Source organism: Pseudomonas sp. TNT2022 ID642 (genome assembly GCF_028656995.1).
Classification (GTDB): Bacteria; Pseudomonadota; Gammaproteobacteria; order Pseudomonadales; family Pseudomonadaceae; genus Aquipseudomonas.
Map to the genome: position 1 here is coordinate 427,021 of NZ_JAMDGW010000019.1, position 16,899 is coordinate 443,919.

Annotated in this window: 22 protein-coding genes; 14 read left to right on the plus strand and 8 right to left on the minus strand. The window is 58.3% G+C overall.

Annotated features, from left to right (window positions below; genetic code table 11):
* From rnk to cyaY, 3 genes are all read right to left on the minus strand, one after another.
* Positions 1–420, minus strand: a complete 420-nt coding sequence (gene rnk, locus M5G26_RS20175) for a nucleoside diphosphate kinase regulator (protein WP_016985881.1) — start codon at positions 418–420, stop codon at positions 1–3.
* Between the two features lie 146 nt (positions 421–566).
* Positions 567–788: a DUF1289 domain-containing protein gene (locus M5G26_RS20180; protein WP_134175979.1), complete on the minus strand. Its 222-nt coding sequence runs from the start codon at positions 786–788 to the stop codon at positions 567–569.
* Positions 789–792: 4 nt separating this feature from the next.
* Positions 793–1,125 carry an iron donor protein CyaY gene (gene cyaY / locus M5G26_RS20185; RefSeq protein ID WP_007911100.1) on the minus strand — a complete coding sequence of 111 codons (333 nt, stop codon included), beginning with the start codon at positions 1,123–1,125 and terminating at the stop codon, positions 793–795.
* A 285-nt stretch (positions 1,126–1,410) separates the two neighbouring features.
* Between cyaY and lptM the strand changes: the two genes are divergently transcribed.
* The 6 genes from lptM to M5G26_RS20215 are packed head-to-tail and all read left to right on the plus strand — an operon-like array spanning position 1,411 to position 6,011.
* On the plus strand, positions 1,411–1,584 hold the full coding sequence (lptM, locus tag M5G26_RS20190; RefSeq protein ID WP_007911098.1) for an LPS translocon maturation chaperone LptM: 174 nt from the start codon (positions 1,411–1,413) through the stop codon (positions 1,582–1,584).
* Positions 1,585–1,593: 9 nt separating this feature from the next.
* Positions 1,594–2,841, plus strand: coding sequence for a diaminopimelate decarboxylase (lysA, locus tag M5G26_RS20195; protein WP_077575015.1), 1,248 nt, complete (start codon positions 1,594–1,596; stop codon positions 2,839–2,841).
* Between the two features lie 3 nt (positions 2,842–2,844).
* A complete protein-coding gene (dapF, locus tag M5G26_RS20200) occupies positions 2,845–3,675 on the plus strand; it encodes a diaminopimelate epimerase (protein ID WP_110718098.1) in 831 nt (276 codons plus the stop codon).
* A gap of 13 nt (positions 3,676–3,688) precedes the next feature.
* Entirely contained in the window at positions 3,689–4,414 is a 726-nt protein-coding gene (locus M5G26_RS20205) for a DUF484 family protein (RefSeq protein WP_122604533.1), read from the plus strand.
* 2 nt (positions 4,415–4,416) lie between these two features.
* Positions 4,417–5,316: a tyrosine recombinase XerC gene (gene xerC / locus M5G26_RS20210; RefSeq protein WP_273916299.1), complete on the plus strand. Its 900-nt coding sequence runs from the start codon at positions 4,417–4,419 to the stop codon at positions 5,314–5,316.
* On the plus strand, positions 5,313–6,011 hold the full coding sequence (locus M5G26_RS20215; RefSeq protein WP_273916300.1) for an HAD family hydrolase: 699 nt from the start codon (positions 5,313–5,315) through the stop codon (positions 6,009–6,011). The genes xerC and M5G26_RS20215 overlap by 4 nt, the downstream gene beginning before the upstream one ends.
* A gap of 143 nt (positions 6,012–6,154) precedes the next feature.
* Here the strand turns inward: M5G26_RS20215 and sutA are convergent, their stop codons facing one another.
* The 4 genes from sutA to glnK all read right to left on the minus strand — a co-directional run bounded on the left by sutA (position 6,155) and on the right by glnK (position 8,938).
* Positions 6,155–6,481 (minus strand): transcriptional regulator SutA, encoded by a 327-nt coding sequence (gene sutA, locus M5G26_RS20220; RefSeq protein ID WP_007920420.1) that lies wholly within the window; start codon positions 6,479–6,481, stop codon positions 6,155–6,157.
* Between the two features lie 102 nt (positions 6,482–6,583).
* The gene (locus M5G26_RS20225; protein ID WP_102901435.1) at positions 6,584–7,009 is read right to left on the minus strand and encodes a secondary thiamine-phosphate synthase enzyme YjbQ; all 426 of its coding nucleotides are present in this window, start codon (positions 7,007–7,009) and stop codon (positions 6,584–6,586) included.
* A 215-nt stretch (positions 7,010–7,224) separates the two neighbouring features.
* Positions 7,225–8,562 carry an ammonium transporter gene (locus tag M5G26_RS20230; RefSeq protein WP_038359173.1) on the minus strand — a complete coding sequence of 446 codons (1,338 nt, stop codon included), beginning with the start codon at positions 8,560–8,562 and terminating at the stop codon, positions 7,225–7,227.
* A 37-nt stretch (positions 8,563–8,599) separates the two neighbouring features.
* On the minus strand, positions 8,600–8,938 hold the full coding sequence (gene glnK, locus M5G26_RS20235) for a P-II family nitrogen regulator (protein WP_002555808.1): 339 nt from the start codon (positions 8,936–8,938) through the stop codon (positions 8,600–8,602).
* 413 nt (positions 8,939–9,351) lie between these two features.
* Between glnK and M5G26_RS20240 the strand changes: the two genes are divergently transcribed.
* Both M5G26_RS20240 and M5G26_RS20245 read left to right on the plus strand, forming a co-directional pair.
* Complete coding sequence (locus M5G26_RS20240) at positions 9,352–9,612, plus strand: accessory factor UbiK family protein (protein WP_007920416.1); 261 nt, start codon at positions 9,352–9,354, stop codon at positions 9,610–9,612.
* Between the two features lie 363 nt (positions 9,613–9,975).
* Positions 9,976–10,497, plus strand: a complete 522-nt coding sequence (locus M5G26_RS20245; RefSeq protein WP_273916301.1) for a BRO-N domain-containing protein — start codon at positions 9,976–9,978, stop codon at positions 10,495–10,497.
* Here M5G26_RS20245 and M5G26_RS20250 read toward each other — a convergent pair.
* On the minus strand, positions 10,492–10,704 hold the full coding sequence (locus M5G26_RS20250) for a HigA family addiction module antitoxin (RefSeq protein WP_337993677.1): 213 nt from the start codon (positions 10,702–10,704) through the stop codon (positions 10,492–10,494). The genes M5G26_RS20245 and M5G26_RS20250 overlap by 6 nt on opposite strands.
* Positions 10,705–11,675: 971 nt before the next feature.
* On the opposite strand from M5G26_RS20250, the gene M5G26_RS20255 reads away from it, so the two are divergent.
* The 6 genes from M5G26_RS20255 (at position 11,676) to M5G26_RS20280 (ending at position 16,894) form a co-directional block, all read left to right on the plus strand.
* Complete coding sequence (locus M5G26_RS20255) at positions 11,676–12,128, plus strand: N-acetyltransferase (RefSeq protein ID WP_337993678.1); 453 nt, start codon at positions 11,676–11,678, stop codon at positions 12,126–12,128.
* 34 nt (positions 12,129–12,162) lie between these two features.
* Entirely contained in the window at positions 12,163–12,333 is a 171-nt protein-coding gene (locus M5G26_RS20260) for a hypothetical protein (protein WP_167351291.1), read from the plus strand.
* A gap of 170 nt (positions 12,334–12,503) precedes the next feature.
* Positions 12,504–13,997, plus strand: a complete 1,494-nt coding sequence (locus M5G26_RS20265; RefSeq protein ID WP_273916303.1) for a YifB family Mg chelatase-like AAA ATPase — start codon at positions 12,504–12,506, stop codon at positions 13,995–13,997.
* Between the two features lie 356 nt (positions 13,998–14,353).
* Positions 14,354–15,526, plus strand: a complete 1,173-nt coding sequence (locus M5G26_RS20270) for a hypothetical protein (protein ID WP_273916304.1) — start codon at positions 14,354–14,356, stop codon at positions 15,524–15,526.
* Positions 15,527–15,599: 73 nt separating this feature from the next.
* Positions 15,600–16,142: an adenylyl-sulfate kinase gene (locus M5G26_RS20275; protein WP_273916305.1), complete on the plus strand. Its 543-nt coding sequence runs from the start codon at positions 15,600–15,602 to the stop codon at positions 16,140–16,142.
* A gap of 2 nt (positions 16,143–16,144) precedes the next feature.
* Positions 16,145–16,894, plus strand: a complete 750-nt coding sequence (locus M5G26_RS20280) for a class I SAM-dependent methyltransferase (protein ID WP_273916306.1) — start codon at positions 16,145–16,147, stop codon at positions 16,892–16,894.
* Positions 16,895–16,899: the final 5 nt, after the last annotated feature.

Here is a 16,899-nt window from a genome sequence, read left to right on the forward strand (position 1 = left end):
TTACTCGGGAAACGCGCCACCGTTGGCTGGTTGCGATTCGACTTCCAGCAAAGTCAGTTTGAGGGTCTTGCCACCGGGTGCCGGCCAGTCGATGTGCTGACCGACTTTCAGGCCCAGCAACGCGCTGCCGACCGGAGCCAGGATCGAGATCTTGCCTTCATCGGCGTTGGCATCCTTCGGATAGACCAGCGTCAGGTGATAGTCCTTGCCACTGCCTTCTTCGCGGCAATGCACACGGGAATTCATCGTCACGACATCGGCGGGCACTTCATCGTGGCCGACCACGGTATCGGCGCGGTCCAGCTCGGTTTGCAGCGCAATCACGCCCGGCGCAGCCTGGTCTTTATCGTTCAGGCTATCGATCAGGCGCTCCAGACGTTGCACGTCCAGACGGGTAAGGGTGATGGAAGGTGCGGTCATGATCCGGGCAGACTCCTTTCTTCTGCACACAAAAAAAGCAAAACCCCGCCAAAAAAGACGGGGTTTTCACCAAGCCTCGATGGGTTGAGGCGTGTTCGGACACTATCACAGCTCAAAAAATATACAAGTCACCCACCCGGCAGCTCCTACATTGAGGAGTTGCGGCGGTCTGCGGCTTGGGCGCAGATGACCCGACGGCGTTGATCGTCCGCCGAACGCCATTCGCGAATGTCTTCGACATGGCGGAAGCAGCCGAGGCAGACCTTTTGTTCGTCCAGTCGGCACACGCCGCTGCACGGCGACGGCACGGCAGGGCTGATGTTGCTGTAAAGCGGCTTGGGTGGACGAACAGGAGCGGTGTCAGTCACGGAATCACAGACCTTCGAAGTCGAATTCAGCGCCAGCCTGTTGCTTGACGATGCGCTCGAGCATTTCGCCCAGTTGCTCTTCGCTCTTGTCGCACATCCAGCGCTCGCTTTCTTCGTCATAGTCGAAGTGGAAACCACCGGACACCGCCGCCAGCCACAGCTGACGCAGCGGCTCCTGGCGGCTGAAGATCAGCTGCGAGCCGTTTTCGAACTTGACGGTAAGCACACCGGCCGAGTTCTCCATGTCGATATCCAGGTCGCTTTCATCAAAAATGTCTTCCAGTTTTTCCTGGGTTTCATCGACCAGATCGTGGAAACGGGCTTCGGACAAACTCATTGCGGCAACCTCAAAAAATGTTCTGATCAGGCTCAAGCGCCGAAAGATACGGACGCTGCTGGCCGATTGCAAAGATTAACGACCTGTGGGAGCGAGCCTGCTCGCGAATGGCCGGCACATTCAACATTATTGCTGGCTGACCCGCCGCATTCGCGAGCAGGCTCGCTCCCACAGAGATATTGGTGCATTTAGAGAGCCCCGCCGGACGGGAACCCCATCACATAGGCAAGCCGCCGGGTGGCCGGTATACTCCGGCGCAATTAACGCATTTTCAAGGATTTCGCCATGAAGCGCCTGATCTCTTCCCTTGCTGCGCTCGTCGCGGTTGCCTGCCTTGTTTCGGCCTGCGGTCAAAAAGGCCCGCTGTACCTGCCCGATGATGATCAGGACCCGGCCGAGCAAGCCCAGTCTTCGCAGAAGCAACCGTCCAAAGCACACAAGCACGACGTTTACCAATAAGGGATCGCCATGGACGCTTTTAACTACCGTGGCGGGGAGCTGTTCGCGGAAGGTGTGGCGCTGTCCGCCATCGCCGACCGTTTCGGCACGCCCACCTATGTTTACTCACGCGCACACATCGAAGCCCAGTATCTGGCCTACGCCGATGCGCTGGCCGGCATGCCGCACCTGGTCTGCTTTGCGGTCAAAGCCAACTCCAACCTCGGCGTACTGAATGTCCTGGCCCGTCTCGGTGCCGGTTTCGACATCGTTTCCCGTGGTGAACTGGAGCGCGTCCTTGCCGCTGGCGGCAGCCCTGACAAGATCGTCTTCTCCGGTGTCGGCAAGACCCGTGACGACATGCGTCGCGCGCTGGAAGTCGGCGTGCACTGCTTCAACGTCGAATCCACCGACGAGCTCGAGCGCCTGCAAGTGGTCGCCGCCGAACTGGGCGTTCGCGCACCGGTTTCGCTACGCGTGAACCCGGACGTCGATGCCGGCACCCACCCGTACATTTCCACCGGTCTCAAAGAGAACAAGTTCGGCATCGCCATCGCCGACGCCGAAGACGTGTACGTGCGTGCCGCGCATCTGCCGAACCTGGAAGTAGTGGGCGTTGACTGCCACATCGGTTCGCAACTGACCACGCTGCCGCCATTCCTCGACGCACTTGATCGCCTGCTGGATCTGGTCGATCGCCTCGGCGACTGCGGCATTCACCTGCGCCACATCGATCTTGGTGGTGGTTTGGGCGTGCGTTATCGCGATGAAGAGCCGCCATTGGCTGCCGACTACATCAAAGCCGTGCGCGAGCGTCTCAACGGTCGTGATCTGGCGTTGGTGTTCGAGCCGGGCCGTTTCATCGTTGCCAACGCCGGCGTGCTGCTGACTCAGGTCGAGTACCTCAAGCACACCGAGCACAAAGACTTCGCCATCGTCGACGCGGCGATGAACGACCTGATCCGCCCGGCGCTGTATCAGGCGTGGATGGACGTTACCGCGGTCAAACCGCGTGACACCGCTGCGCGTAAATACGACATCGTCGGCCCGATCTGCGAAACCGGTGACTTCCTCGCCAAGGACCGTGAATTGGCCCTGGCCGAAGGCGATCTGCTGGCCGTGCATTCGGCCGGTGCCTACGGTTTTGTAATGAGTTCCAACTACAACACCCGTGGCCGTGCGGCCGAAGTGTTGGTAGACGGTGACCAGGTTTTTGAAGTGCGCCGCCGCGAAACCGTGGCCGAGCTGTTTGCCGGCGAAAGCCTGCTGCCGGAGTAACCCATGCTGCTGCGTTTTACCAAAATGCACGGCTTGGGCAATGACTTCATGGTTCTCGACCTGGTCAGCCAGCACGCGCATATTCAGCCAAAGCACGCCAAGCAATGGGGCGATCGGCACACCGGCATCGGTTTCGACCAACTGCTGATCGTCGAAGCGCCGAGCAACCCGGACGTGGATTTCCGTTATCGGATTTTCAACTCCGACGGATCCGAAGTTGAGCAGTGCGGCAACGGTGCGCGCTGCTTCGCCCGTTTCGTGCTCGACAAGCGTCTGACCGCCAAACGGCAGATCCGCGTCGAGACCAAGGGCGGCATCATCGAACTGGACGTGCGTAACGACGGCCAGATCGGCGTGAACATGGGTGCTCCGCGTCTGGTGCCGGCGGACATTCCGTTCGACGCGCCTGCACAGGCCAGCAGCTATCAGCTGGAAGTCGACGGCACCACGGTCGAACTGGCCGCCGTGTCGATGGGCAACCCGCACGCGGTATTGCGCGTGCAGGACATCAACAGCGCACCGGTGCATGAACTGGGGCCGAAAATCGAGCACCATCCGCGCTTCCCGGCGCGGGTCAATGTCGGTTTTCTCCAGGTCATCGACCGCAACCGCGCGCAGTTGCGCGTGTGGGAACGCGGTGCCGGGGAAACCCAGGCCTGCGGCACCGGCGCGTGTGCAGCGGCTGTCGCTGCGATCAGCCAGGGGTGGATGGATTCGCCGCTATTGATCGACCTGCCCGGCGGGCGTCTGTCCATTGAGTGGGCAGGCCCTGGCCAACCGGTGCTGATGACCGGTCCGGCAGTGCGTGTATATGAAGGACAAGTACGTCTTTGAGTGAGCAGAAATCATGACCGATAAGCCTCAGGTACCCGCCCGACAGTCCGACGAATCAGCGTCCGAGAGCCTGGAGGCGGCAGCGGTTGCCGCATACCTCGAGGCGCATCCGGACTTCTTCGTCGAGCACGAAGAACTGCTGCCCGCCTTGCGCATTCCTCACCAGCGCGGTGACACCGTTTCGCTGGTCGAGCGGCAGATGACTATCCTGCGCGACCGCAACATCGAGATGCGTCACCGCCTCTCGCATTTGATGGACGTCGCCCGCGACAACGATCGCCTGTTCGACAAGACTCGTCGCTTGATCCTGTCCCTGATGGACGCCAGCAGCCTGGAAGACGTGGTGATCAGCGTCGAAGACAGTCTGCGTCAGGACTTCCAGGTGCCTTTTGTCAGCCTGATCCTGCTTGGCGACAATCCGGCGCCAGTCGGCCGTTGGGTGACCCACGCTGACGCCCAAGTCGCCATCGGCGGCTTGCTCACCGAAGGCAAAAGCGTCAGCGGCACCCTGCGCGAGCACGAACTGGACTTCCTCTTCGGCGAAGAACAGCGCAAACAGATCGGCTCCACCGCCGTGGTCGCGGTCAGCCATCAAGGCATCCACGGCATTCTGGCAATCGCCAGCCGTGATCCGCAGCACTACAAGAGTTCGGTCGGCACGCTGTTCTTGAGCTACATCGCCGAAGTCATGGGCCGCGTGCTGCCACGGGTCAACAGCTCCCTGCGCTCGGTACGCTGAGCATGGAACGGCAACTGGACGCTTACTGCGAACACCTGCGCAGTGAGCGACAGGTGTCGCCGCACACGCTGTCAGCCTACCGCCGCGACCTCGACAAAGTCCTTGGCTGGTGCGTCAAACAGAACATCGGCAGCTGGGCAGCGCTGGATATTCAGCGCCTGCGCAGCCTGATCGCTCGCCTGCATGCGCAAGGTCAATCCTCGCGCAGCCTCGCCCGACTGCTGTCGGCAGTGCGCGGGCTTTATCACTATCTGAATCGCGAAGGCCTCTGCGACCATGATCCGGCGACCGGTCTGGCACCGCCGAAAGGCGAGCGTCGCCTGCCGAAAACCCTGGATACCGACCGTGCACTGCAATTGCTTGAAGGAGCAGTCGAGGATGATTTTCTCGCGCGGCGCGATCAGGCGATTCTGGAGTTGTTCTATTCCTCCGGCCTGCGTCTTTCCGAATTGACCGGGCTCAATCTTGATCAACTTGATCTGGCCGATGGCATGGTGCAAGTGCTCGGCAAGGGCAGCAAAACCCGTTTGCTGCCGGTGGGCAGAAAGGCCCGCGAAGCGATCGAACAATGGCTGCCTCTGCGGGCCATGACCAACCCGGCTGATGACGCCGTGTTCGTCAGCCAGCAAGGCCGGCGCCTCGGCCCGCGAGCGATCCAGGTACGAGTCAAACTGGCCGGCGAGCGCGAGTTGGGGCAGAACCTGCACCCGCATATGTTGCGGCACTCCTTCGCCAGCCACTTGCTGGAATCCTCGCAAGACCTGCGCGCGGTGCAGGAATTGCTCGGCCACTCCGACATCAAGACCACGCAGATCTATACCCATCTGGACTTCCAGCACCTGGCGGCGGTCTACGACAGCGCCCATCCACGGGCCAAACGCATGAAAGGCGATGATTCATGAGCATCCAGTTGATCACCTTCGACCTCGACGACACCCTCTGGGACACCGCCCCGGTAATCGTCAGCGCCGAAGCGGTATTGCGCGAATGGCTGAGCGAACATGCGCCAAATCTGGGCGCGGTGCCGGTGGAGCATTTATGGGCGATTCGTGAGCGTGTACTGGCTAACGAACCGGGGCTGAAACACCGCATCAGCGCGCTACGTCGGCGGGTGTTGTTTCATGCGATGGAAGACGCTGGGTACGCCCATGGAGAAGCAACCGACCTGGCAGACAAGGGCTTTGAAGTGTTTCTGCATGCGCGGCATCAGATCGAAGTGTTCCCTGAAGTCGAGCCAGTGCTGGAGGTTCTCGCCAATCACTATGCGCTTGGGGTGGTCACCAATGGCAATGCCGATGTGCGTCGATTGGGCCTGGCGGACTACTTCAAGTTTGCCTTGTGTGCGGAAGACATCGGCATCGCCAAACCGGATGCCCGGTTGTTCCACGAAGCCTTGCAGCGCGGTGGCGCCACGGCCGAAACCGCCGTACATATCGGCGATCATCCGGGCGATGACATTGCCGGGGCGCAGCAGGCCGGGTTGCGGGCGATCTGGTTTAACCCGGCAGGCAAGGTCTGGGAGGCGGATCGCCTGCCGGATGCCGAGATTCGTAGCCTGAGCGATTTGCCAGCCGTTCTCGCACGCTGGAACCGCTGAAAAGATCGCAGCCTTCGGCAGCTCCTACAGGGAAACGCATTCCAATGTAGGAGCTGCCGAAGGCTGCGATCTTTTGATCTTTTCATCACCCATGAAAAAGCCCGCAGCGACGGCGGGCCTTTTCAGCAAGCCAGCGGCACGCCTCAGATAGGGCGGCTGCCGTACTTGTTGTCCGGCTTCTTCGGCGGATCGGCGACCACATTGGCCTCCACTTCCTGCACTTTTCCGCCGCGCGACAGGAACTCTTCCATGGCCTTGGCCAGGGCGTCGCGCTCCTTGTTCTTGGCTTCAATGCTCGGCAACTCGTCTACCGACACCGCAGCCTTGGCTTTGCCTTTGGCAGCCGGGGCCGGCGTATCGTCACCGCCATCGTCGTCAGCAACGTCTTCCGCTGCTGCTTCCAGGCCTTCCTCGGCCTCGTCTTCGTCGCCTACTTCGAGGTCGTCGTTTTCCAGATCATCGTCGCTCATGTTCTACCTCATGACTTGCGAAAAGCAGATTAGTTATAGACCAGCTTTGGCAACTGTCGAAAGTTGCCGTTAAAAAATCAGTAACCATTGGTGACCAACGGTTTATGCCCCTTCACCGTGCAAGGTGGCGAGGACTTTTCGAGCACCGCCATGATCACGGTGCTCGCCCAGATAAACGCCTTGCCAGGTCCCCAGTGCCAGGCGACCTGCCGAAACCGGCAGACTGATCTGGCAGCCAAGCACGCTGGCCTTGAAGTGCGCCGGGAGGTCGTCCAGGCCTTCGTCGTTATGCTCATAGCCGTCTGTTCCTTGTGGGATCAGACGATTGAAAAATCGTTCGAAGTCGCGACGTACCGCCGGATCGGCGTTCTCGTTGATGGTCAACGACGCCGAGGTATGCTGCAGCCACAAATGCAACAGACCGACCCGGCACTCCCTGAGTTCAGGCAGGCCTTTGATCAACTCGTCCGTTACCAGATGAAAGCCCCGGGGCCGTGCCCGCAGGGTTATCAGAGTCTGTTGCCACATACAGTTCTCCGCACGTTCGGGGCGCATTCTAGCGCGCTCTGGGAAAAAACAAAGGCCCTAATATTCCTGCAATGATGTAAGCCATTGGCCGCAGAAAAACGCTCGTCGTAAACACGACCAAAGCCGTACGAAAAATCCTTTCAGCTGTTCTCTCTGCGACAAATTCCAGACAAAAAAATGCCCGGCGAACCGGGCAAGTTTTTTAATGCGCGTACTTACAGGTTGTAGCCGCGTTCGTTGTGTTGTGCCAGATCGAGGCCAACCGACTCTTCTTCCTCGGTCACACGCAGACCCATGACGGCGTCGAGGACCTTGAGGATGATGAAGGTGACGATCGCGGTGTAGATCACCGTGAAGCCCACGCCTTTAACCTGAATCCAGACTTGCGCACCGATATCGGTAACGGTGCCGAAGCCACCCAGCGCCGGCGCAGCGAACACACCGGTGAGGATCGCGCCGAGGATACCGCCGATACCGTGTACGCCGAACGCGTCCAGGGAATCGTCATAACCGAGTTTGCGTTTCAGGGTGGTGGCGCAGAAGAAGCACACCACGCCTGCAGCCAGACCGATCACCAGTGCGCCCATCGGGCCTACGGTGCCGGCAGCTGGAGTAATCGCTACCAGACCGGCAACCACACCCGATGCGATACCCAGTGCGCTTGGCTTGCCGTGGGTGACCCACTCGGCAAACATCCAGCCCAGTGCCGCAGCAGCGGTAGCAATCTGAGTGACCAGCATCGCCATACCGGCGGTGCCGTTGGCCGCCGCAGCGGAACCGGCGTTGAAGCCGAACCAGCCGACCCACAGCATCGCCGCGCCCATCAGGGTGTAACCCAGATTGTGCGGAGCCATCGGGGTGGTCGGGAAGCCTTTACGCTTGCCCAACACCAGGCAGGCAATCAGACCGGCGACACCGGCGTTGATGTGCACCACGGTGCCGCCCGCGAAGTCGAGTACGCCCCAGTCCCACATCAGGCCGCCGTTGCCGGACCAGACCATGTGCGCGATCGGTGCATAAACCAGGGTGAACCAGATAGCCATGAAGATCAGCATCGCGGAGAACTTCATCCGCTCGGCGAACGCACCGACGATCAGCGCCGGAGTGATGATCGCGAAGGTCATCTGGAAGGTGATGAACACCGCCTCAGGGAACAGCGCCGCTGGGCCGGTCAGGCTCGAAGGCGTGACACCGGCGAGGAACGCCTTGCCCATGCCGCCGAAGAACGAGTTGAAGTTGACGACGCCCTGCTCCATGCCGGTGGTGTCGAACGCAATGCTGTAGCCATAAATGACCCACAGGATGCTGATCAGACCGGTAATGGCGAAGCACTGCATCATCACGGAAAGAATGTTTTTCGAGCGAACCATGCCGCCGTAGAACAGCGCCAGGCCCGGGATGGTCATGAACAGCACGAGTGCCGTCGAGGTGAGCATCCAGGCAGTGTCGCCGGAATTGAGGACTGGGGCCGCCACTTCGTCTGCCGCCATTGCAAGGCTTGGCATTACGATGGACAACAGGGCTCCTAGCCCTGCGAATTTACGCAGAGTCATATTGTTTTCTCCTGGGGCGTTGGGGTTTGTGGCGGCGTTAGATCGCGTCGGTATCGGTTTCGCCGGTACGGATGCGGATCGCCTGTTCCAGATTGACCACGAAGATCTTGCCGTCACCGATCTTGCCGGTGTTGGCCGCCTTGGTTATCGCCTCGATAACCCGATCCAGATCCTTGTCGTCGATGGCCACGTCGATTTTCACCTTGGGCAGAAAATCGACCACATATTCCGCGCCGCGATACAGCTCGGTGTGACCCTTCTGCCGGCCGAAGCCTTTGACTTCAGTAACGGTAATGCCCTGCACGCCGATTTCGGACAGCGACTCGCGCACGTCGTCCAACTTGAACGGCTTGATGATGGCAGTGACTAGCTTCATGAAACTCTCTCCCGAATTGGTGGACTTGCCCCAGGAAAACAAACCCGACTCAAGTCTAAGCGCAGTGCCTGGCTTTGTAACGCATCGTCGGCCTTACCTGCCCGACTGACGCCAGCTAACCGCTGCTAACGAAACTCCCCGCTCCGTCTGCCGCACTGCATTCGTCACAGCGACTGCATCAGTGCATGGGTCGAAGGTGACTAAGCAGAAACCTTGCCATCTCGCCAAAATCCCCTGATTTCAATCCCTTGGCCGCTGCCGCAAGCCATCTCGTGCAAAACGCCATCCGGATACGCACAACAACGGTGCGTCGCCGTCCGTCCGCCTGCGCGAAAAGCGTGCATCCCTGACCACGAGATTGACTATAGACACTGCGTGATACACTGCCGGCCATTGTTTCCAGGACATCCACCATGCTCGCGCCCAAAGACTTCCTCGACGCCCTGAGCGGCACCGCCTCCCGCCTGTTCAGCGGCGACACCCCGCTGCCAAAAGCCGAAATCGAAAGCCAGTTCAAGATGCTGCTGCAAAGTGCCTTCAGCAAACTCGATTTGGTGAGCCGTGAAGAGTTTGATAGTCAGATGGTCGTTCTGGCCCGAACTCGCGCTCGCCTCGAAAGCCTCGAAGCCAAAGTCGCCGAGATGGAAGCCAAGCTGACACCGCCAGCCGAATAACGCATCCCCCTGTAGGAGCTGCCGAAGGCTGCGATCTTTTGATCCTCAGTCCTTCAACCATCCCGGCAACCTCCTACAACCTGCACCACCGCCGTCCGATTGCGCCGAAAAGCCCAAGTTTCTAAGCTCACCCGATGCTGAATGTTCAGCACCGGGTTTGGCGACTTGGATCGAATTTGACGCAATGCAACTAAATTCACAGAGAGGTTTTTTCTCTCAACGAGTTATGGCAGCTTTGCGTGGGAGACCTCAGGGTCTGCCGGTTTCGAATTCACCGGTTCGCCAACCCGCGCATAGCTGCCACCCTTTTCGTTTGGCGACGAACAGAAGCAGTTTTCTTCACTTGAATTCGAGAACTGAACCATGGACGAAAACTACCTGACACCTAGCATCTTCACCCGCCACAAACTCCCCCTCCACGCCCTTCTCATCCAGAACCAACCCTGGTTCTGCGCCCGAGACCTGAGCCGCATGCTGCACATCTACCTCAACGAACGCATGCTGCGAAAACTCGACCCCGACCAACACCAAACCCGTAAAACCCTCATCCACAACCAAATCGAAAACACCCTTCTGATCAGCGAATCCGGCATCTACGCCCTCCTCGTCTACCACTACTGCCCCGAATACCGAGCGCTACGCGAATGGCTCACCCACCAGGTCATCCCCACCCTGCGCGACGCCCAACACCCCACCACAAGCGAACGTCCACACCTCAGCTTGCTCAACTGGCCGGACATGACGTTGAGTTTGTTGCATTGGAATAATCAGCCGTGGATACGGTTGCAGGATGTGCCACAGATGATGGTGGAACGGGAACAGACCAAGCGCCCAATGACGGGGCCATGGTGGAAAAGAGCTTCGCGGATGCTGCAATCGCTATAAACCCGCATGCCGAAGCTGGGCCCTGCGCAAATCGTAAGTCGACTGAAGATTCATCCAGAACTCAGGCTTAGTGTTGAGATGAGTGGCAAGGCTGATTGCCAGATCGGCGCAGATCCTGAGCTGGCATTTCACAAGCTTTTCGATCTCACTTTCGGGCCAGTTCGTGGGCATGGCCAGATCCATGACAGTCATGCCCAACGGCTCCATGAATTACTTACTCAGAACCTCGCCCGGATGAATCGGGCGCATACCATTGCGGTCCATTTTTCGCCTCCAGAGGCTGCGTTGAGTGACCAAACTGGAGCATCCGACTCCTGGATACAAGACCTTCACACCCCTTTCGCCGGCGTCCTACACCTATTAGGGCATGGCCCTACAAACATCAGCGTCTGCGCCCAGTTACGCAGCCCTTACGCATGTCATTACATTGGCAAACGAAATACGCCCATCAAGATGGAGGTATCTGTGAAGGATAAGAAGAGGAAGGAAAAGCTATTTCAGATTGTTGATTTGCACCTCGAAGCACTCCGTTTGGCTGGGGATATGTCAGCCAACCAACGGCGATTTATTGAAGTTGCTGTTACATGTGGGCCAGCGCTTGAGCCAAGCGGCGCGCTGGCCGGTAGAAGGCCTGAGTGAAAAATAAAAAAGGCGTCCATAGGACGCCTTTTTTTGTGTTCGGAGGAGTAGTCGCAGCGATTCTTTAGCTCCCGACTTTACGGCCTTGGGTTCAGAATCCGACAGGCTAGCCCGTCGTCATTACTTCAGAGAAACCCGCTTTCTCTGCTGCCAAAAATGCGGGGGAGCTTTTACTGGTGCCCAGTCCCGACGAATGCGCAGTTGCAGTCCTCGAGCGTGAGGATCCTTCAGTACCGCTCAGGAGTCAAAGCTCATTTACGATCGAGAGCAGCGCAAAACCCTCATCCATGCCGGTATAAAGTATTGCCTCTCCGCCCTCTCACAATCTGAACTGGCCATCTCCAACGTCCTTCACTAACGCAAGCACTGTCCTACAAGGACCGTCCCCTACGTCTGATTACGTAAGCATCAATGCCTTCGATATCGTCTGCAGATTGATCCCACAGAACAAGACGATGCGAAGAAAAGGCAAAGGTACCGAACTTCGAAATCAGACACTCAAATCTGAATCCCGAAAACTCGCACATCAAACAATGTCCATGGACCCAGAAGCCCTGGCGGCTGGAGTTGATGCTCTATCACTCAGGATCGATCCGATTACTCCAGTAGCAATCAACGCATTCCACCAGTGGACCGGCCCCGTTGGGTATCCATGGGACGCTGTGTTGGACTGGAAGACCAAAGATGCAAAAGGGCTGGACTTGGCGTTCTGGTACGAAGAAGAACTGTGCGGACTGTGCTACGCAACGCCGCGAAGAAGCACGATCTGCATAAAAATCGTCCTTTTGCAGGGACACACCTGCAAGACAAATACCTTGCGGGGCTGGATCGCTCCGATGGCATTGCTGACAACAGAATTCTACGCCCGGAAGCTGGGGTGCACGCAAATCGAAGTACAAGAGCCAGACTCAGGCGCCATCCCTTACTATCAAACGCTGGGATTTTATTTTGATACAACCGGCCGCCTTGTCTTTCCATTGGACGACCAATAAGATCGAATCAAGCATCCCGGCACGTGAGGTGTTTATGAAGCAGAAGAAGCAGAAAACCCAACCGGCACGGGTTTCCAAACCAGGTACCGAGACACTCGGTTTGCCGGACAGAGTTTCAGCCAGTCAGCGGCATTTTCTGAAAGTGGCCGCGACCTATGGCAAGGAAATGGAGCCCGATGGCTGGCTCGCCGGTGGTGGAACCTGAGTACCGCCAAAATAACCGCCTGACAGGCGGTTTTTTATGCCTGCAGGTTATTGTCTCCTGCAACATCCGGTGAAAATTCGCTCATAGAACCCACCTACCAACATCCCCTCCCCCGACTACCCTTCAAAAACCCGCAGGAAGCGGCTCCCGATTCAGCTCAAGGAACGACCATGTCCCTCTCCATCGTCCACAGCCGCGCCCAGATTGGCGTGGAAGCCCCCGCTGTCACCGTCGAAGTTCATCTGGCCAACGGTCTGCCGTCGCTGACCATGGTCGGGCTGCCCGAGGCGGCGGTAAAGGAGAGCAAGGATCGCGTGCGCAGTGCGATCATCAATTCCGGGCTGCAGTTTCCGGCGCGGCGGATCACCTTGAATCTGGCCCCGGCAGATCTGCCCAAGGACGGTGGGCGGTTTGATCTGGCGATTGCCTTGGGGATTCTGTCGGCGAGTGTGCAGGTGCCGTGTCTGACGCTGGATGATGTGGAATGTCTGGGTGAGTTGGCGTTGTCCGGCGCCGTACGAGCGGTGCGCGGCGTGTTGCCGGCTGCACTGGCAGCGCGCAAGGCCGGCCGTGCCTTAGTGGTGCCGCGGGCGAATGCCGAGGAGGCGTGCCTGGCTTCGGGGTTGAAGGTGATTGCTGTGGATCATTTGCTGGAGGCGGTGGCGCATTTCAACGGGCATACGCCGGTTGAGCCCTATGTATCTGACGGGTTGATGCATGCCAGCAAGCCCTATCCGGACTTGAATGAAGTGCAGGGACAACTGGCGGCGAAACGAGCGTTGCTGATTGCTGCTGCGGGGGCGCATAACCTGTTGTTCAGCGGGCCTCCGGGAACGGGGAAGACCTTGTTGGCCAGCCGATTACCGGGACTGTTGCCGCCGCTGACCGAAAGTGAAGCGCTGGAGGTCGCGGCGATTCAGTCAGTTGCCAGTGGCGCGCCACTGACCCATTGGCCGCAGCGTCCCTTCCGGCAACCGCACCATTCGGCATCCGGGCCGGCACTGGTCGGTGGCAGCTCAAAACCGCAACCCGGCGAAATCACCCTGGCCCATCACGGTGTATTGTTTCTCGACGAACTGCCGGAGTTTGATCGCAAGGTCCTGGAGGTCCTGCGCGAGCCTTTGGAGTCCGGGCATATCGTCATCGCCCGGGCCAAGGATCGCGTGCGTTTTCCAGCGCGCTTTCAGTTGGTTGCAGCAATGAACCCGTGCCCCTGTGGATATCTTGGCGAGCCCAGCGGCAAATGCTCGTGTACGCCGGACATGGTCCAACGCTATCGCAACAAGTTGTCGGGGCCCCTGTTGGACCGGATCGACTTACATCTGACGGTAGCGCGAGAGGCGACAGCGCTGAATCCTGCGGTAAAGCCAGGAGAAGACAGCGCCAGTGCGGCCTCGCTGGTAGCCGAGGCCCGCGAGCGACAACAGAAACGCCAGGGATGTGCCAACGCGTTTCTTGATCTGCCAGGCCTGCGTCGCCACTGCAAGTTATCCACAGCCGATGAGACCTGGCTGGAATCAGCCTGTGAACGGCTGACCCTGTCACTGCGCTCGGCGCACAGGTTGCTCAAGGTCGCCAGGACGTTGGCCGATTTGAGCCAGGAAAAAGACATCACGCGCGAACACTTGGCGGAGGCTTTGCAGTATCGCCCGGCAACACAATGAAAACGACAGCGCTACGCGCAACGGACTGCTGCGAAAATAACCTCCAAGCGCTGCTGGCCATTGACCGACATGTGATATAACGACGGCGCTCTTTTTTCTACATATCCGTCTATCGTCAAGACATCGAGCATTTTTCAGCGTGAAAATGGAGGCGGGACATCATGGACAATATTTCGACTGTTCACCGGGCAAAACTGCTCAATCAACCAGCGTATTGATAACCCAAGCCGAATCTGGCCTGGGTGCGTGTATCTGGTCATTAGTTTAAATCCAGACAACTAAAAAGCCCTTGCCCAACGTTATTACTCCGTTTGACATTGGCCTTATTTAAACAACTAAAAAAGCAAAACTTCATCATGAAAACAGTTTATTTGCTCAGCAACGTAGCGGACGGTGGCAAAACATATCTCGAGTATCTGATCCCGGCGCTCAACTCGCTTCGAGAAAAATATAACTGTGTCGTCCTCAATACTGATCGCACCGGCTCAAGCCGAGAGGAAGTCGAAGCCGTCCTCGACTACCCGGTAAAGCAGGTTGGCAATGACTTCATTGCGAGTCTGAAATCGCAGGTTGTCATCTCAAATGATGCCTACGCCGGGCGTCTGCTGGACCATTCAAATTTTGGCATCTTTATCAGCCACGGCAATGTCGGGATGCCGACCAAAGACAAGTATTACTACGCTGAGCTGACCTCTTACTGGGATGCGATCATCTCTTCCTCCCGGTCGGGTTTTGATTTGATGACGGCCGGGCTGCAGGCCTACCGTCGCGACAGAAAGGCCCTGAAAACAATGTTGATCGATGGGCTGGCCTTGCGTTCGGACATGCGCATCACCAGCCCGGTGGCTACGCTGCCCGTGAAGGTTCCCGGCATCTTTGAATCATCACCGCCTTCGAAAAAAACCTCGGACGACTATGTCGTAGGGCTTCTGCCGACCCAAGTGGGTATCTGCCCGAACGGGGCGACACTGTATGAAAACCTGCAGACCGTCATCAATGCAGTCAAGTCGCAAATTCCCCACGCAACCTTCATCTTGCGCCCGTACATGGCCGAACTTTCCCATCCGACCGTGAAGGATCTGTGCGAACAACTGTCTGCCCATGACTGGATAACCATCGACAAGGCCGGGACCAGCAGCACGGTTTTCTACGCACAATGCGACACGGTCATCACCGATGCATCCACCGGTGGCGTTTCGTTCATGCTCAACACCTGCAAGCTGCCGATTTATTATGTGCCCTTCACCGAAGAGAGCAATCTCACGGTCGACGCCTGGCTAAAGCAAATGGACAACCTGTTGCCAATTGCCAGAAGCAGCAATGAGCTCAGAGACATGGCACTGGGATTCAGCCTGCTGAAACCAGAAGACAGCTATTACATATACAACAAGTTCTACCAGGCACAATACAGCGACTTGCCCCTGCCACAGGAAGTGTTCCACGACCTGATTGAATACCGGCACGAATCGAAGTATTGCCCGCTGTCGATTGACTCTTTCGGGGACATTTACGAGCGGGACAAACATTAAAATAACGCAGGCCTGACCTCATGCGAGGAAACAGCCTGCCGATACACTCGAATCGAACACAAGTCAGAACACTATGAAATGTGATGCGGGTGGACAGGTAATCTGGATTACGGGCCTTTCAGGAGCGGGCAAATCAACGCTGGCCGGTGAATTGGTTGCCAGACTCCGTGCGGAAGGACGATCGGTGGTCATGCTCGATGGCGATGAATTGCGCGAAGTGTTCGGCGCAGCCACTGCCAACTCACAGAACCATGGCCGCGAAGGTCGCCTGGCCCTCGCTCTGCAATACGCTCGTCTGTGCAAAATGATCGCAGCACAGGGACAAACCGTGGTGATCGCCACGATTTCGCTGTTTCGCGAGGTTCACGAGTGGAACCGCGCCCAACTGCCCAAATATTTCGAGATTTATCTGAAGGTGCCCGTCGAGGAGTTGCGTCGCCGCGACCCCAAGGACATCTATCGCCGTTTCGATGCAGGCGAACTGCACAACGTTGCCGGGCTCGACCTGGCCATTGATGAACCGCTGGCCGCCGACTGCCTGGTTGAGTTCGATCGCGAACGCTCCAGCCAACGCCTGGCCGATGATTTGCTCCCTAAAATTCTTCGAAGGAACTGACTATGAAAACCGAATGGGACTACACCACCCTGGCCGATGCCTATTTGAAGCGCCCTGACTACGCCGACGCGGCCATCGACGCCATGCTGTCGATTGCCGGTGCCGAGCAAGGCGACAAGTTCTGCGACGTCGGCGCGGGTGTTGCGCACTTGACGCTGATGCTGGCCGCCCGCGGCCTTGATGTCACAGCGGTAGAACCCAACGATGCGATGCGCGGCAATGGCATCAAGCGCACCGCAGAACTGCAAAACGTCAAATGGCACGAAGGCACCGGTGAAGCCACCGGCCAGTCGGCGCAAGCGTTCGACATGGTCACGTTCGGCAGCTCCTTCAACGTCTGCGACCGTCAGCAGGCCCTCAAGGAAACCGCGCGCATTCTCAAGCCGCGCGGCTGGTTCGCCTGCATGTGGAACCACCGCAACCTGGAAGATCCGATCCAGGCGCGCATCGAAGCGATCATCAAAGAGCGCGTGGCCGGTTATGGCTACGGCACCCGTCGCGAAGACCAGACCGCCGTGATCGATGCCAGCGAATTGTTCGGCCCGGTCGTGCATCTGGATGCCCGCGTGATTCACCAGCAGTCGATCGAAGAATGCCTCGAAGCCTGGCGCTCGCACGCCACGCTGGAACGTCAGGCTGGCGCCAGCTTCCATGAAGTGATCGCCGCCATCGACGACTACCTGAAAAGCCTGCAGACGCCGTCGATCCAGATCCCTTACTCGACCAACATCTGGGTTGCTCAACTGAGATAACCGCT

Coding starts and splice junctions, on each gene's coding strand:
- rnk (WP_016985881.1), bottom strand. CDS start 420: ATGACCGCACCTTCCATCACCCTTACCCGTCTGGACGTGCAACGTCTG.
- cyaY (WP_007911100.1), bottom strand. CDS start 1,125: ATGAGTTTGTCCGAAGCCCGTTTCCACGATCTGGTCGATGAAACCCAG.
- lptM (WP_007911098.1), top strand. CDS start 1,411: ATGAAGCGCCTGATCTCTTCCCTTGCTGCGCTCGTCGCGGTTGCCTGC.
- lysA (WP_077575015.1), top strand. CDS start 1,594: ATGGACGCTTTTAACTACCGTGGCGGGGAGCTGTTCGCGGAAGGTGTG.
- dapF (WP_110718098.1), top strand. CDS start 2,845: ATGCTGCTGCGTTTTACCAAAATGCACGGCTTGGGCAATGACTTCATG.
- M5G26_RS20205 (WP_122604533.1), top strand. CDS start 3,689: ATGACCGATAAGCCTCAGGTACCCGCCCGACAGTCCGACGAATCAGCG.
- xerC (WP_273916299.1), top strand. CDS start 4,417: ATGGAACGGCAACTGGACGCTTACTGCGAACACCTGCGCAGTGAGCGA.
- M5G26_RS20215 (WP_273916300.1), top strand. CDS start 5,313: ATGAGCATCCAGTTGATCACCTTCGACCTCGACGACACCCTCTGGGAC.
- sutA (WP_007920420.1), bottom strand. CDS start 6,481: ATGAGCGACGATGATCTGGAAAACGACGACCTCGAAGTAGGCGACGAA.
- M5G26_RS20225 (WP_102901435.1), bottom strand. CDS start 7,009: ATGTGGCAACAGACTCTGATAACCCTGCGGGCACGGCCCCGGGGCTTT.
- M5G26_RS20230 (WP_038359173.1), bottom strand. CDS start 8,562: ATGACTCTGCGTAAATTCGCAGGGCTAGGAGCCCTGTTGTCCATCGTA.
- glnK (WP_002555808.1), bottom strand. CDS start 8,938: ATGAAGCTAGTCACTGCCATCATCAAGCCGTTCAAGTTGGACGACGTG.
- M5G26_RS20240 (WP_007920416.1), top strand. CDS start 9,352: ATGCTCGCGCCCAAAGACTTCCTCGACGCCCTGAGCGGCACCGCCTCC.
- M5G26_RS20245 (WP_273916301.1), top strand. CDS start 9,976: ATGGACGAAAACTACCTGACACCTAGCATCTTCACCCGCCACAAACTC.
- M5G26_RS20250 (WP_337993677.1), bottom strand. CDS start 10,704: ATGGAGCCGTTGGGCATGACTGTCATGGATCTGGCCATGCCCACGAAC.
- M5G26_RS20255 (WP_337993678.1), top strand. CDS start 11,676: ATGGACCCAGAAGCCCTGGCGGCTGGAGTTGATGCTCTATCACTCAGG.
- M5G26_RS20260 (WP_167351291.1), top strand. CDS start 12,163: ATGAAGCAGAAGAAGCAGAAAACCCAACCGGCACGGGTTTCCAAACCA.
- M5G26_RS20265 (WP_273916303.1), top strand. CDS start 12,504: ATGTCCCTCTCCATCGTCCACAGCCGCGCCCAGATTGGCGTGGAAGCC.
- M5G26_RS20270 (WP_273916304.1), top strand. CDS start 14,354: ATGAAAACAGTTTATTTGCTCAGCAACGTAGCGGACGGTGGCAAAACA.
- M5G26_RS20275 (WP_273916305.1), top strand. CDS start 15,600: ATGAAATGTGATGCGGGTGGACAGGTAATCTGGATTACGGGCCTTTCA.
- M5G26_RS20280 (WP_273916306.1), top strand. CDS start 16,145: ATGAAAACCGAATGGGACTACACCACCCTGGCCGATGCCTATTTGAAG.